Origin of the sequence: Flavobacterium enshiense (genome assembly GCF_022836875.1) — a bacterium.
Classification (GTDB): domain Bacteria; phylum Bacteroidota; class Bacteroidia; order Flavobacteriales; family Flavobacteriaceae; genus Flavobacterium; species Flavobacterium enshiense_A.
Genome location: NZ_CP090376.1, coordinates 3,129,421 through 3,143,507 on the forward strand (window position 1 = coordinate 3,129,421; position 14,087 = coordinate 3,143,507).

The following is a 14,087-nucleotide window of genomic DNA, read 5'->3' on the forward strand; positions in this document are numbered from 1 at the left end:
ACATCTAATTTAGTGATTATTTATACTACAAATTTCAGATATTGAATTGTACAAATTATTATATAATTTCACTCCGGATTTACAACATTTACAGTTATTTTCTCAACTTTAACCGAAGACTGTTACTTACCACACTTACGGAACTTAAAGCCATAGCAGCACCCGCAATCATTGGATTCAATAAGAAACCATTAATCGGATATAAAAGCCCTGCAGCTATCGGAATCCCGATTACGTTATAAATGAACGCCCAAAAAAGATTCTGTTTAATCGTAACAACTGTTTGTCGTGAAAGCTTGATCGCTTCCGGAACTTTCAACAAATCCGAAGAAATAATGGTCATATGAGCCACATCCATCGCGATATCCGAGCCTTTACCCATGGCGATGCTCACATTGGCCTGAGCCAAAGCAGCACTGTCATTGATACCATCTCCCACCATGGCAACCACTTTTCCTTCCTCCTGTAAACTTTTTATGAACGAAAGCTTATCCTCGGGCAAAACATTGGCTTTGTATCGGTTTAGACCGATTGTTTTGGCAACAGATGCTGCTGTTTTGTCATTATCACCTGTAAGCATAATTACTTCAATTCCCTGATTTTGAAGTTGGTTTACTGCCGTAGCAGAAGTGTTTTTAATTTTATCGGCAACGGCAATGACCGCTAAGAGTTTCTCTTCATTGAAAAAATACAACAGCGTGTGAGCCAATGCGGAATGTTCCTTAATAAATTCCGAAAAATTGCTATCAATCGGAATATTGTTTTCCGTTGCCAAACGCTGGTTTCCGACATAATAGGTTTGACTCTCAACTCTCGCTTTCACTCCGAACCCAGTAATACTCTCGAATTCAGTTGCTGATTTGGAATGCATCCCTGAATAATATTTTGCGACAGCCTCAGCCAATGGATGCTCTGATTTGGATTCGATCGAAAATAAAATGCCCTGCAAATTATGATTCTCTTCTTTCCATAAAGCAGCCACAACAGACGGTTTGCCTTCGGTAAGTGTACCGGTTTTGTCAAAAATGACAGTGTCAATCTTTTGCGCGAGTTCCAGACTTTCCGCGTCTTTAATCAGGATTCCTTTTTCGGCACCTTTCCCTACTCCAACCATAATCGCCGTTGGGGTGGCCAATCCTAAGGCACACGGACAGGCAATTACCAGTACCGTCACCATAGCTAAAAGCCCTTGTGTAAAACCGTTTTCGCCACCTAATACAACCCAGGAAATCAACGCTATCAAGGAAATAACAAGCACAATAGGAACAAAAATTCCCGCAATTTTATCGACCAGTTTTTGGACAGGAGCTTTACTTCCCTGCGCATTTTGCACCATCTGAATAATATGCGCCAGGAGCGTTTCCGAACCTATTTTTTCTGCCGTGTACTGAAAACTTCCTTTCTGATTGATGGTTCCGGCAAAAACAGTATCGCCTGCATTTTTGGCCACCGAAACAGGCTCTCCGGAAATCATACTTTCGTCGACGAATGAAGTTCCGGACAGTACTTTTCCGTCTACAGCAATTTTTTCCCCCGGTTTTACCAAAAGCAAATCACCCGGAATAACATCGCTGATTTTTACCTCTTCCTGCTGACCGTTTTCAGTTAATCTGGTAACGGTTTTTGGCTGCAGTCCCATTAGTTTTTTTATGGCCGAAGCGGTATTCCCCTTGGCTCTTTCTTCCAATACTTTCCCCAAAAGAATAAATGTGATGACTACCGTTGCTGCCTCAAAATAAACGTGTGCATGCAAACCACGGCTGTACCAGAATTCGGGGTTCAATGTATTAAACACACTGAAAAGATAAGAGATACCCGTACTTAGCGCTACCAATGTATCCATATTGGCTTTACGATGCTTGGCTTGTTTCCAGGCATTAATGAAAAAACTTTTTCCGAACCAAAACAAAACAGGAGTGGACAACATCCACATTATCATATTGGCAAAAGGCCAATCCATAAAAAACATTCCGATCACAAAAACCGGCAACGTAAAAAGTGCTGCCGCTATGGTTCGTTTTTTTAAAATCAAAAATTGCTCATTTTGACGTTCTTCAATTTCTGCTTCCTGATTTTCCGATTCGTCAATAATCAAATCGTAACCGATACTTTGAATAGCTTTTTTGAAATTTTCCAATCTCGCTATTCCCGGAACGTATTCCACCGTAGCCGTTGCATTGGCGTAATTAACCGATGAAGCGATAACTCCTTCTTCAAAAGAAAGAATGCTTTCCACACTCACAGCACACGAAGCACAGGTCATCCCTTCAACCGGAAAACTCTTTTTGACCGTTGTAACGTTGTAACCTAAATCCCGAATGTTCTGCACGAGTTGTCCCAGTTTAAAAAACTTAGGATCTGTTTCAATTTTTGCCTGATGATTGTTGAGTTCGACTTTATGGGACAAAACACCTTGGGTTTTAGCCAAAGCATCATCAACAATAAGGGCGCAATGCTCGCTATGAACATCCTCCAGTGGAATTATCGTTATTTTATTATTCGTTTCCATAATTCTTATTATTTGATGATACAAAGTTCCGTCGGATAATAAGATAAAGTATTACAGGATTCTTATAACGAATTGTAACTTTTACAGATGATCAAGTGGAACCCGTTTTTGCTGCCCGATGGATTTAAAATGCGAAGGTGTTAATCCGGTTACTTTTTTAAACTGATTACTGAGGTAAGCCACACTACTGTAGCCTAATTGGTTTGCTATTTCTTTTAATGAAAGTTCATCATAAACGATGAGTTCCTTTACTTTTTCTATTTTTTGAAGGATGACATATTTCTCAATGGTGGTCCCTTCTACTTCCGAAAATAAATTGCTCAGGTAATTGTATTCATAACCCAATTCCGAAGCCAGAAAATCGGATAAATTTATTTTGATAAGTTCTTTATCATGATGGATATGTGTAATGATGGTGCTCTTAATCCGTTCGATTAACTGATTTTTTTTATCATCAATGAGTTCAAAACCAATCGACTGAAGTTCTTGTGATAATTTATCCTTATTACCACTGTCTAAAGAATCCTGAAATTCAATTTCGCCTAAAGTGACGCTTTTGTAATTCAAATTAAGATTGTTGAGAATTGTTTCCACTGCCAATACACAACGGTGGCAAACCATATTTTTAACGTAGACTTTCATACTGATTCGATTACGTTAAAATTACGAATTCTTTTATAAAAAATAAAAACCGAATCAATGCTGCCAATAATTATCTCAGAAATAGAAACAAAAAAAGAGGTCCTTTTACAGACCTCCTTACAATGTTTGATTTACTATTACCCTCTAACTATACAAGTATAAACGATCACGCAAATCTGTCCTCTTTTCACGGATGAACTTCTTTGAATAACAAATCAAATATCGTATATCAAATTTACAGCTTTTATCAATTTAAATAACTAAAAAACAAAACATTAACATATAAAAGTTATTAACTTTTTTAAATCACTGTCGGTATCCATCAGAAAGCAAATAATGAAAAGCATAAATTCATTTTTAAAAATTTAAAATCATCTAAACTTTACATTATTTTCAAAAAAAAGAGGCCCTTTTACAAGCCTCTCTTACAGTATTTGATTTACTATTACCTTATTAACTATAGCCCCAACGACTTCTCACTATCACTAGTGTAAATACCATTCAGCTATTAAAGTCTCTATGACTCCCGAGGATGGTTTTTCACATCAACGAACCGAAAATGCCCTCTTTTCACGGATAAACAAATTCGAACAACAAATCAAAAACCGTATATCAAATTTACAACTTTACACAAAACAAAACACTGTAACACAAAACATTAACACCAAAAGTTATCAACAACTGATAGCTGACTACTTGGTCAAAAAACAGAAAAAATGTATTTTATCGAATATAACAGTAAAACATCAAACTAATTTACTTTTTAAATCTATCGTATGTAAATTAACAAGCAAAATCATCATTTAAACCTATTTAAGAGTTTTACGAAATCTATTTTTTTTATCAAGATGCGTTTTACAGAGTAGAATACAAGGAAGTTAAACTAAATAAATTAAGCCTATGAAAAATATATTACTTTTAGTTTTATCCTTATTATCACCTATTGCAGTTATTGCCCAATGCTGGACTTCCATATCAGCCAAAAACGGACAATCCGCAGGGATAAAAAACGATGGCACATTATGGACATGGGGATTTAATGGCCAAGGACAATTAGGAGACGGAACATCTGTAAACAAAAACATTCCCGTTTTGGTATCCGGACCAGCTGATTGGAAAATGATCTCTTCCGGCTATAATCATATGGTCGCATTAAAAAGCAATAACACATTATGGGCTTGGGGATGGAATCAATCCGGCCAGTTAGGTAATGGTACCAATACGTCAAGCTCTGTTCCAATACAAATAAGTTCAGAAACTAACTGGAAAACGGTTTCCGGAGGTGGAAGCCATAATTTAGCTTTAAAAAATGACGGAACATTATGGGCTTGGGGAGGCAATGTCTATGGTAATTTGGGAGATGGAACTACCGCTGATAAATTATATCCGACACAAATCGGCACAAATAATGATTGGTTATATATCTGCGCCGGCCATAACAATTCGTTTGCAATAAAAACAGACGGAACTCTTTGGGCTTGGGGTGATAATTCGCACGGCAAACTAGGCGATGGAACTGCCACTAACAGAGCAGTCCCCACTCAAATTGGCACCGACTCCAATTGGGCAAAAATAAGCGACGGATTCGGACATACTATAGCAATCAAACAAGACGGCACACTATGGGTTTGGGGCTGGAATGCCTACGGACAATTAGGGGATAATACCAATACCGACAAATTTTCCCCCATACAATTAGGCATAGATACGAACTGGTCAAACATTAACGCCGGAGGGTATCATTCCTTGGCTATAAAAACGGACGGAACCCTATGGGCTTGGGGATATAATAGTTTTGGACAATTGGGTAACGGTACCAATACCGGTGTCAAGTTCCCTATCCAGGTCGGAAGCGGAACCAATTGGCGTGACATAGCGCTCTCATTCCAACACAGTATCCTTATAAACACCAATGGCAATATGCGTTCTTGTGGGTATAACACAGACGGACGATTAGGCATTGGTACAAACCAGCATGTAAATATTCCAAAGGATGTCAATTGTCTTATTTTAAACAATGAAAATTTCGACAAAACTGATCCGTTTTTTTTATACCCCAACCCGGTATCAGACAAATTATTCATTGTTAATACCGAAAACCGCATAATTGACAAGATGTCTTTACTTGATGTAACGGGAAAAAAAATCAGGGAACTGGAGGTAAAAATTTCGGAAATTGACATGCAGGAATTAGAAAGCGGAATGTATTTCCTTCAGATTACGATCAACGGTCTAAACCAAATGAAAAAAATCATAAAAAAATAACTCCCTATTTAAAAAATCCGATGCAACAGGCAAGACAAATTTCTTTATTTATTGCGATCATTTGTTGGGCTGTAATTTTAGGCGGACTAACCTACTCTCATATTGTTTATTATCCTAATTATCTTTCACATTTACCAGAATCAACATTTCTGATTAACGACAAATACGGGTTGGAAGAAGATAAATTCTGGTTAATCGTTCATCCGTTGATAATTATATCTACTGCAGCTGCATTTATAATGAATTGGAAAATAACTGAAAGACGCAAATACTTCCTGATAACAATTCATATTTATGTTTTGTCCATGGTAGTAACCGCAACCTACTTCTATCCTGAAGTAATTGAATTTTCCCAAAGTCATCTTTCAAACACTATATCTCCAAAAGAATGGCGTAAAAGAGGTCATATTTGGCTAATTTTCAGTTCAATAAGATTGTTTTTTGTATATATAGCCTTTGCTTCGCTTCTTATTGCTCTTACCAGGAAAAAAACAAAGAATAAAATATGAAACCGAAACATCGTCTAATATAGTTTTCAGAATAAGTACGATTAGTTCTATAATTAAAAACCTCAACAAAAAAATTCTGAAATATTTAACCGAAAGTTATTTACTCACTCATTTCGTAAAAAAACACATTCTATTTTTTTCTACTTTTACAGTAATAAACAAATCATAAAACCATGTCAGAAACCCTTTTAGTAACAGCCGCATTTTGTATTGCCTTAGGAATAGGTATTTTCATTGGAAAACTCTTGTTTTCAGCCAAATCACAATCGGAAAAATCAGGGTTGGAGGAACGTATCAATGGCCTGATGAGCCAGATTGAACAGGCAAAAGACCAATTCCAGAACGAACGCAACAGTTTCGAAAAACAACTTCAGCAGTTAAATACCGAAAAAGAAAACATCCGTTGCGAAAAAGAAGCCATTGCCATTCAACTATCCAAAAAGGAAGTCGATTTCGAAAACCTATGGGAACGCAATAAAGAACAGAAAGAAGAAGTAAATCGCTTACAGGAAAAATTCACTAAAGAATTTGAAAACCTGGCCAATAAAATATTGGAAGAAAAGACAAATAAGTTTACCGAGCAAAACAAGGAGAACCTTAAAAACATTCTTTCCCCGCTTCAGGACAAAATTCAGTTATTTGAAAAGAAAGTAGAAGACACCCACAAAGAAAGCATTGACTATCATGCCGCATTACGCCAGCAAATTTTGGGGCTGCGCGAAATGAACGAACAAATGAGCAAAGAAACCCTAAATCTTACAAAAGCTTTGAAAGGAGACAGTAAAATGCAGGGTAACTGGGGCGAATTAATTTTAGAGCGCGTACTTGAAAAGTCAGGTTTGGAAAAAGGCAGGGAATATGAAGTACAGCAAAGCTTTGTAACCGAAGATGGTTCACGTGTTCAGCCCGATGTGGTGATTAATCTACCAGACGGTAAAAAAATGATCGTGGATTCCAAAGTATCATTAACGGCTTACGAACGATACATTAATGAGGAAGATGAAGAAACAAAAGCATCTTTTTTGAAAGAACACGTTAATTCCATCAAGCGCCATGTAGAGCAATTAAGTGGAAAGAATTATCAGGATTTATATCAGATAGAAAGTCCGGATTTCGTATTGCTATTCATTCCGATGGAACCAGCTTTTGCTTTAGCCTTAAACGAAGACAGTTCAATTTATACCAAAGCGTTTGAGAAGAATATCGTAATTGTAACTCCGTCGACGCTTCTGGCTACCCTCAGAACTATTGACAGTATGTGGACGAACCAGAAACAACAGGAGAATGCTTATGAAATTGCGCGCCAGGCAGGTGCTTTATATGATAAATTTGAAGGCTTTATATCTGATTTGATTAAAATCGGAAAGAAAATGGACGAAGCCAAGAGCGAATACGGTAACGCAATGAACAAACTTGTCGATGGAAAAGGCAATCTTGTTACCAGCGTGGAAAAACTCAAAAAAATGGGAGCCAAGGCCAAAAAAGCATTACCGGAAAGTCTACTGATTCGTGCTTTTGAAAAAGAACAAAACATCGAAAATTAAGCTGTCATGAGAAAATACATTTTGTACGCAATCGCTGCTTTCCTAGTGATTTTATCGGGTTATTTCGCTTTTATCTATTACATACCTTTCAGTGAAGGTGTAAGAGCCGGCGAGCTTATTAAAATTAGCAGAAAAGGTGTCATCATGAAAACGTGGGAAGGCGAAATCAGCCAAGGTATTTCCGGGGCACAAATATTCGCTTTTTCAGTTTTAGACAAAGACGCGAAAGTAATTGAGGATTTACAAACCTACCAAGGCAAATATGTAAAGATAACCTATGTGGAACGCTATAAAACGTTCCCATGGTGGGGTGATACAAAATATTTTGTTACCGATGTAAAACAGGAGGCTACTCCGCATTTCAGGAACTAATCGAATGGAAAACTTCAAAAAGGTAAGCGATTCTAAAATTACTCTGTCCCAACTGATGCTGCCCTCCCACTCCAACTTCAGCGGGAAAATACATGGCGGCTACATTTTATCACTAATGGACCAGATAGCTTTTGCATGTGCTTCAAAATATTCCGAAAAATACTGTGTCACCGCTTCGGTTGATACGGTAGACTTTTTAAATCCAATTGAAGTGGGCGAACTTGTTACACTTAAATCGTCTGTAAATTATGTAGGAAGAACCTCAATGGTTGTCGGTATTCGGATAACTTCACAAAATATCCTGACCGGAAAAGTAAAGCATTGTAACTCATCCTATTTCACCATGGTGGCCAAAGATGAAAACGGTAACTCAACACCTGTGCCAGGATTGATTTTATCAAACCTTGAAGAAGTAAGGCGTTTTTATGACGCCGTAAGACGAATAAACAGTAAAAAAGAACATCAGATTAAAGATGGAACTTTCGATTTCTCCTCAAAAGAGGCGTTAAAAAACCTACAGAACTTTAATGTTGTATTAAAAATAAATCCACAATAAAACAAGTTAAAAAATAACACTTACACATAAAAAACTAACCAATAAAAAAGTCCCTAATGAACAGGGACTTTTTTATATCTTACATGAAAAACATCTAAAATACACGCAGTAAATTAAATCCAAAGCATATTTCGCCTTTTGACCAATCACCCGATGTCTGACCTAAGAAACCGGTTTCATGCATCGCTCTTGAGTTTGTAAAATGCATTTGAAAAACATGTCCGCCGGTTTCCAAATCCACACCTATGGCAAGCGGATTTCTGTATATTGATTCGGACGCACGGTTCAAATGAGCGGCATAATCAATGTTTACAGACCAGCGTTTGGTTAATTTATACCTCCCTCCCATACCTATTGCAAATTGGCTGTTGTTCTGAGGATTAGGCAAAATAGGTTCTCCGTTTTCATCTAAAATATCGCGAATAGTATTTTCATGAAAATAGGTAGGCACCAATTCCAAAGACAATTGATCATTGAATTTGCGCGAAACCAATAATTGGGTAACATAACTCAATCGATTGGCAAATTCCATTTCCGGATAGTCTTCTTCCTTCATTTCCGCATTGATTGCAATACTGTTGAATCCAGCCAAAGCAACCGGGAACCCATCTTTTTCCTGATCTTTTATTTTATACTTAGCCCCTAAATCAATTGTCTCCTGAAAACCACTCCTCGCAACGTGAATCGTCATCCATGAGGCCAGTCCGTATACGAATTTAAGTTGTGTATTAGCATTATCCAATCCAAAGAAATCATCGAAACCGTTCTTCATATAATCGAATCGGTGCGCGACGATAAAATACAAATCGCCTCTTGCAGCCAATTTTGTAGATTCAAGATTGACAATTTTGAGTCCTTTAAAGGCAGATTCGACTTGGGTATCGACTTTTGCGGTATCTATCTCGGAAAGAAGATCATCCTGAGAAAACACACTTAATGGAAATACTAAAAGAAGCAGTAAAAGTTTTTTCATATATTAATAAATTACCAACGTTTTTGTTCCTTCCCCTTTTTCTGTTTTTATTTTCATCAGATAGGAACCGCAGTTCAGTCCGGTAACATCTACTTTATTGTTTTCCAAAGTTACTTTCACCTCTTTTACTTTTCTTCCCTGGACGTCATAAATCAAAATATCTGCTTCAAAAACCGCATCCTGCAATTCAATTTTCACAAAATCATGGGCAGGGTTTGGATAAACTTTAAAACGCTCTAAATCAAAGCCATCTATAGCCAGATTTGAAACGGTACTCCCACAATTTCCAAAGCCATGAAATACAATCATTAAATCCTCTCCGCGTGCATAAGTCAAATCTAAAGGTTGTGCTGCCAATGGAAAGGTGTAATCCGTTGATTCAGCCGCTACTCTACTCCTGGTGGCCGACACGGTTCTAACGCCGGAACTCACCGTATTCGAAGTTACAGTCCAGTTTTGAGTATCAAGAGGTGGCTCTGCTTGACCATTAAAACTTCGGTCCGTCATATTTGTTCCGTTAAAAATAAGCACATCACTACCTAAATTATTCATTTGATTAGGACCGGTGACATTAAAAGCAATACCTAACCATCTGTTTGAAGGACCAATCAACGTTACAGTCACCGTTGTGCTTGTAACATCCACCTTCCCCGAATAAGCCAAACTTGGGCCTCCTCCAAAAAATGTGACGATACCCGTAGAATAAGTTGTTTGAGCCCATAATCCTGTAACTGCAAACAATAGCCCAAAAACTGAAAATGTAATTTTTCCCATAATTCTATTCTTTTAAGAGATTCATCATTTTTTCGTCATTGTTCATTTTAGCATAATCCATTGCCGATTTTCCACGTATGTCTTTTATAGCTATATCAGCTTTTGCCTTAACGAGCATAGCGGCTATATCATAATTTTTAAAGATTACTGCATAGATAAGTGCCGTATTACCGCTTTGATCTGCAATATTTGTATCAACTTTGTGTTCCAAAAGAACTTTCACGATTTCTAGATTCCCTTTAACAACTGCCGACATTAAGGGCGATCCGTAATTACTTGTACCGTTTATATCCGCCCCGTTTTCAATCAGAAACCTTGCCACTTCATTATTACCTCTGTATGTTGCCAAGACCAAAAGACTATAGCCGTGGTTGTTAACCGAGTTAATATCAGCCGGGGTTTTCTCAATTAGACTTTTCATTTCTGCAACAGTTCCTTTACGGGCAACATCGAAAATGTCTGCCTGGGAAAAACCTAGTTGACAGAAAAGAAAAAAAATACAGTTCGCTACAACTTTCCCCATACTATTCGGTTACAAAAACACACTGATCCATTTTCATTTCATCGAGCAAATCGTCATACCCCATAAAACGGCCTTTGATTTTTACCTTAGACTGCAGTTTAATTTCTTGAGGCAATTTATCTTTAAAAACAGCAAACATTTTTTCATCAATAACCAATGAGTTTCCTTCGACATCCATACTGGAAATAGTTCCGGTTACATCAATAGTCTTATCGTCGTATTTTGCACTTGCCTTTGTCTGATCAGCTTTAAATTCGTTGTAAATTTCATCGGCAGTAACCGTAAAGCTACCTTTTTCAGAGGCGATATCGCGGTGGGATTTATACACATAAGAATAAACCAAATAACCTGCAACTAAGACTAAGATCAAAAATATTATAATTCTATTTTTTTTCATATTACCTGACAGTTTCTTACAAATTTAACTAAAATATTTTCTACTTTAACAATAAAAATCATAACTTTAAAAATAAAATTCAACACATAAAAATGAATATATCAAAAAGTATTGTATTGGGTATTTTTGCAGCAGCATCATTAAGTTGTACAAACGACTCAGAGTCCGATTTGATTGACAATAATACCGGCGAGGTAACATATAACGGCACCGTAAAGTCAATAATCACACAGAACTGTATCAATTGTCATTCGCAGCCTCCTCAAAACGATGCACCAATGTCACTAATCACTTATGATGACGTAAAGAATGCCGTTTTAACCCGTGGATTAATTGCCCGAATATCGAGTAACGACCCGGCATTTTGGATGCCACGCGATGGACAACGACTACCACAGTCGCAAATTAATCAGATAATAGCCTGGAAAGACGCAAATTTCCCTGAATAAGAACACCATGAACACGAAATTATTTTTAGCAATCCTTCTCTCAGTTTCATTTTTAGGGTTCTCCCAATCCAAAAAAATGACAAAAACCGGAGATGTGAAATTTGAAGCCTCCGTACCTTCTTTCGAAGAGGTAAAAGCTCAAAATACAACAACAACCGTTGTATTAAACACCGATAACGGCGAAATCGCGGCCCTGGCCCTAATGAAGGGATTCAGGTTTAAAGTCGCATTAATGGAAGAACATTTCAATGAAAACTACATTGAAAGCAACAAATATCCAAAAGCGACATTTAAAGGCAAAATCGACAATTTCGACATGTCTAAATTATCCGAAGAGGAAAAAGAGTTTACCATTAAAGGCACGTTGGAACTACACGGAAAATCAAAAAAAATATCGGCTCCGGCAAAAATCAAAAAATCGGGCGACTCAATCTACCTGACTTCGGCCTTCTCAGTAAACTCGGACGATTTCGCTATTGAAATACCTGCCATAGTAAGCAAAAAAGTTTCCAAAAAAGTAAACATCGACGTCGACTGCGTTCTCAAATAAAAACAATCAATTAGTTAGTTATAAAAAAACGCTCTATGAAAAACATAGGGCGTTTTTTTATAACAATTATTACATTATATTCGCGTTAAAATTATATTAATATGACAAAAAAGTTACTTTTTGCTTCACTTACTTTTTTTCTTTTCCAGTATTCATTTTCACAAAAAAACATAGATCCGACGACGGACGATATTGCATTGGCAAAAAATTTACGTGACAAATACAAGAAATCGGATATAGCGATTTTATCAAGTTCAGAAAACATCACATTTGACCTTAATGCCAAAGAAGAAAAGGTCATTGTTAAACAAAAAATCAAAGAAAACTTAATGAATATTACGCACCGTGCCGATATTCAGAAATTTGAGTTTTATGATAGTGAAAGCGAAATCGAAGGCTTCCAAATGAAATTCAGAAATGATAAAAAAGCTCTTTTCACGGTTAATGATGAATTTTACAAAAGTGATGATTTGTTCTACAATGATGCACGCGTAAAATACATGAGTATAGACTTTCCGGTTCAAGGGTATTCCTATTTTTATGAACTCACCAAAAAATACAAAGACGTAAAATATTTTACTACAATCTATTTTAATGACGAATACCCGATTCTGAAAAAAGAAGTAACTATTACTGTTCCAAAATGGCTTGAACTGGAGATCAAAGAATTTAACTTTGCTGGTTTTCAAGTCAAAAAAGAAATAAAAAAAGATTCAAAATCAGAGGAAACTATTTACACTTTTACTGTGGAAAATGTAAATCCGGGCGCCAATGAGCAATTGTCTCCAGGACCTAGTTACATTTATCCGCATATACTTTTAATTGCGAAGTCCTATACCAAAAAAGATGTAAAAACAACCCTTTTCAGTTCTACAGCCGATCTGTACAAATGGTACAAATCCTTGGTAAACATGATGAAAGAAGACCCTGAAGTATTGAAAGACAAGGTGAAAGAGCTGACTGAAAAGGCAAAAACAGACGAGGAAAAAATAAAAAATATTTACTATTGGGTTCAGGACAACATCAGATACATCGCTTTTGAAGATGGAATTGCCGGATTCAAACCAGACGAATCTCAAAACGTTTTCCGAAAACGTTATGGCGATTGCAAAGGAATGGCCAATTTAACGAAACAAATGCTGAAACAAGCCGGTTTCGATGCCCGACTTACCTGGATCGGAACAAAAAGAATCGCTTATGATTACACGGTTCCATCGCTTTCTGTGGACAATCACATGATCTGCACCCTTTTGCATAATGGAAAAAAATATTTCCTGGATGGCACCGAGAAATTCAACTCTTTTGGAGAATATGCCGAACGCATTCAAGGCAAAGAAGCTTTAATTGAAGACGGGGATAATTTCATCATAGAAAAAATCCCAACTTCCAGCGCACACGCCAATACTGAAACTTTTACCGCAAAACTGCGCATCGAAAATGAATCCATAACTGGTAAAACCTCAAATTCATTCTCGGGAGAAAGCAGATCGGGCTTTTTATACAGTTACAACAACATCAAAAACAACAACAAGGAAGAAGCGCTTAACAATTATCTGACGGATAACGACAAAAACCTCACTATCTCATCTGTAACAACTTCCGATTTAACCAACAGAGATAAAAAGCTATCCATAGAATATGATATAAAGATTGACAATAAAGTTTCCCGTTTTGACAACGATATTTATATCGATCTGGATTTCAAAAAAGAGTTTAATCATTTGCTTTTCAAAGAGCGCAAAAACGATTTTGAATTTTCACATAAGGAAAATTACGAATCACTACTTACCCTTGAAATTCCGGCGGGGTACAAAGTCACTAAATTACCGGAATCCGTATCCATCCAAAAACCGGATTACAGCATCAGCATAACCTATGAACAGGTTGGAAATGAAATCCGATATAAAAAGAATTTCGAATTTAAAAACGGCATGGTAAAAGCATCTGATTTTAACGAATGGAATCTGTTTATCGAGAAAATGAACAAAATTTACAACGAACAAATCACTTTAACAAAATCATAA

14 protein-coding genes are annotated in these 14,087 nt (G+C 36.8%); 8 read left to right on the forward strand and 6 right to left on the reverse strand.

Annotation, left to right across the window (positions count from 1 at the left end; all coding sequences use genetic code 11):
• Positions 1 to 94 precede the first annotated feature (94 nt).
• The gene (locus LZF87_RS14205; protein ID WP_244339961.1) at positions 95 to 2,509 is read right to left on the reverse strand and encodes a cation-translocating P-type ATPase; all 2,415 of its coding nucleotides are present in this window, start codon (positions 2,507 to 2,509) and stop codon (positions 95 to 97) included.
• An 81-nt stretch (positions 2,510 to 2,590) separates the two neighbouring features.
• Complete coding sequence (locus LZF87_RS14210; protein ID WP_244339962.1) at positions 2,591 to 3,151, reverse strand: helix-turn-helix domain-containing protein; 561 nt, start codon at positions 3,149 to 3,151, stop codon at positions 2,591 to 2,593.
• A 900-nt stretch (positions 3,152 to 4,051) separates the two neighbouring features.
• Here LZF87_RS14210 and LZF87_RS14215 point away from each other — a divergent pair.
• The 5 genes from LZF87_RS14215 to LZF87_RS14235 all read left to right on the forward strand — a co-directional run bounded on the left by LZF87_RS14215 (position 4,052) and on the right by LZF87_RS14235 (position 8,397).
• A complete protein-coding gene (locus tag LZF87_RS14215; protein WP_244339964.1) occupies positions 4,052 to 5,416 on the forward strand; it encodes a T9SS type A sorting domain-containing protein in 1,365 nt (454 codons plus the stop codon).
• Between the two features lie 20 nt (positions 5,417 to 5,436).
• On the forward strand, positions 5,437 to 5,925 hold the full coding sequence (locus tag LZF87_RS14220; protein ID WP_244339966.1) for a hypothetical protein: 489 nt from the start codon (positions 5,437 to 5,439) through the stop codon (positions 5,923 to 5,925).
• Between the two features lie 173 nt (positions 5,926 to 6,098).
• Complete coding sequence (gene rmuC / locus LZF87_RS14225) at positions 6,099 to 7,469, forward strand: DNA recombination protein RmuC (protein WP_244339968.1); 1,371 nt, start codon at positions 6,099 to 6,101, stop codon at positions 7,467 to 7,469.
• 6 nt (positions 7,470 to 7,475) lie between these two features.
• A complete protein-coding gene (locus LZF87_RS14230) occupies positions 7,476 to 7,841 on the forward strand; it encodes a 6-phosphogluconate dehydrogenase (protein WP_244339970.1) in 366 nt (121 codons plus the stop codon).
• Between the two features lie 4 nt (positions 7,842 to 7,845).
• The gene (locus tag LZF87_RS14235; RefSeq protein ID WP_244339972.1) at positions 7,846 to 8,397 is read left to right on the forward strand and encodes an acyl-CoA thioesterase; all 552 of its coding nucleotides are present in this window, start codon (positions 7,846 to 7,848) and stop codon (positions 8,395 to 8,397) included.
• Positions 8,398 to 8,491: 94 nt separating this feature from the next.
• Here LZF87_RS14235 and LZF87_RS14240 read toward each other — a convergent pair whose 3' ends face one another.
• The 4 genes from LZF87_RS14240 to LZF87_RS14255 are packed head-to-tail and all read right to left on the reverse strand — an operon-like array spanning position 8,492 to position 11,064.
• On the reverse strand, positions 8,492 to 9,370 hold the full coding sequence (locus LZF87_RS14240) for a DUF5777 family beta-barrel protein (protein ID WP_244339973.1): 879 nt from the start codon (positions 9,368 to 9,370) through the stop codon (positions 8,492 to 8,494).
• A gap of 3 nt (positions 9,371 to 9,373) precedes the next feature.
• Complete coding sequence (locus tag LZF87_RS14245) at positions 9,374 to 10,144, reverse strand: T9SS type A sorting domain-containing protein (protein WP_244339975.1); 771 nt, start codon at positions 10,142 to 10,144, stop codon at positions 9,374 to 9,376.
• 4 nt (positions 10,145 to 10,148) lie between these two features.
• On the reverse strand, positions 10,149 to 10,667 hold the full coding sequence (locus LZF87_RS14250) for an ankyrin repeat domain-containing protein (protein WP_244339977.1): 519 nt from the start codon (positions 10,665 to 10,667) through the stop codon (positions 10,149 to 10,151).
• Position 10,668: 1 nt separating this feature from the next.
• Positions 10,669 to 11,064 carry an OB-fold putative lipoprotein gene (locus LZF87_RS14255; RefSeq protein ID WP_244339979.1) on the reverse strand — a complete coding sequence of 132 codons (396 nt, stop codon included), beginning with the start codon at positions 11,062 to 11,064 and terminating at the stop codon, positions 10,669 to 10,671.
• Positions 11,065 to 11,156: 92 nt separating this feature from the next.
• Here LZF87_RS14255 and LZF87_RS14260 point away from each other — a divergent pair, with 92 nt between their 5' ends.
• From LZF87_RS14260 to LZF87_RS14270, 3 genes are all read left to right on the forward strand, one after another.
• A complete protein-coding gene (locus tag LZF87_RS14260) occupies positions 11,157 to 11,513 on the forward strand; it encodes a hypothetical protein (protein ID WP_244339981.1) in 357 nt (118 codons plus the stop codon).
• Positions 11,514 to 11,520: 7 nt separating this feature from the next.
• Positions 11,521 to 12,063, forward strand: a complete 543-nt coding sequence (locus tag LZF87_RS14265; RefSeq protein WP_244339982.1) for a YceI family protein — start codon at positions 11,521 to 11,523, stop codon at positions 12,061 to 12,063.
• Positions 12,064 to 12,164: 101 nt separating this feature from the next.
• Positions 12,165 to 14,087: a transglutaminase domain-containing protein gene (locus tag LZF87_RS14270; RefSeq protein ID WP_244339983.1), complete on the forward strand. Its 1,923-nt coding sequence runs from the start codon at positions 12,165 to 12,167 to the stop codon at positions 14,085 to 14,087.

Bases quoted from the DNA above. Each gene is read 5' to 3' on its own strand.
- LZF87_RS14205 (WP_244339961.1), bottom strand. From the start codon at position 2,509: ATGGAAACGAATAATAAAATAACGATAATTCCACTGGAGGATGTTCAT.
- LZF87_RS14210 (WP_244339962.1), bottom strand. From the start codon at position 3,151: ATGAAAGTCTACGTTAAAAATATGGTTTGCCACCGTTGTGTATTGGCA.
- LZF87_RS14215 (WP_244339964.1), top strand. From the start codon at position 4,052: ATGAAAAATATATTACTTTTAGTTTTATCCTTATTATCACCTATTGCA.
- LZF87_RS14220 (WP_244339966.1), top strand. From the start codon at position 5,437: ATGCAACAGGCAAGACAAATTTCTTTATTTATTGCGATCATTTGTTGG.
- rmuC (WP_244339968.1), top strand. From the start codon at position 6,099: ATGTCAGAAACCCTTTTAGTAACAGCCGCATTTTGTATTGCCTTAGGA.
- LZF87_RS14230 (WP_244339970.1), top strand. From the start codon at position 7,476: ATGAGAAAATACATTTTGTACGCAATCGCTGCTTTCCTAGTGATTTTA.
- LZF87_RS14235 (WP_244339972.1), top strand. From the start codon at position 7,846: ATGGAAAACTTCAAAAAGGTAAGCGATTCTAAAATTACTCTGTCCCAA.
- LZF87_RS14240 (WP_244339973.1), bottom strand. From the start codon at position 9,370: ATGAAAAAACTTTTACTGCTTCTTTTAGTATTTCCATTAAGTGTGTTT.
- LZF87_RS14245 (WP_244339975.1), bottom strand. From the start codon at position 10,144: ATGGGAAAAATTACATTTTCAGTTTTTGGGCTATTGTTTGCAGTTACA.
- LZF87_RS14250 (WP_244339977.1), bottom strand. From the start codon at position 10,667: ATGGGGAAAGTTGTAGCGAACTGTATTTTTTTTCTTTTCTGTCAACTA.
- LZF87_RS14255 (WP_244339979.1), bottom strand. From the start codon at position 11,064: ATGAAAAAAAATAGAATTATAATATTTTTGATCTTAGTCTTAGTTGCA.
- LZF87_RS14260 (WP_244339981.1), top strand. From the start codon at position 11,157: ATGAATATATCAAAAAGTATTGTATTGGGTATTTTTGCAGCAGCATCA.
- LZF87_RS14265 (WP_244339982.1), top strand. From the start codon at position 11,521: ATGAACACGAAATTATTTTTAGCAATCCTTCTCTCAGTTTCATTTTTA.
- LZF87_RS14270 (WP_244339983.1), top strand. From the start codon at position 12,165: ATGACAAAAAAGTTACTTTTTGCTTCACTTACTTTTTTTCTTTTCCAG.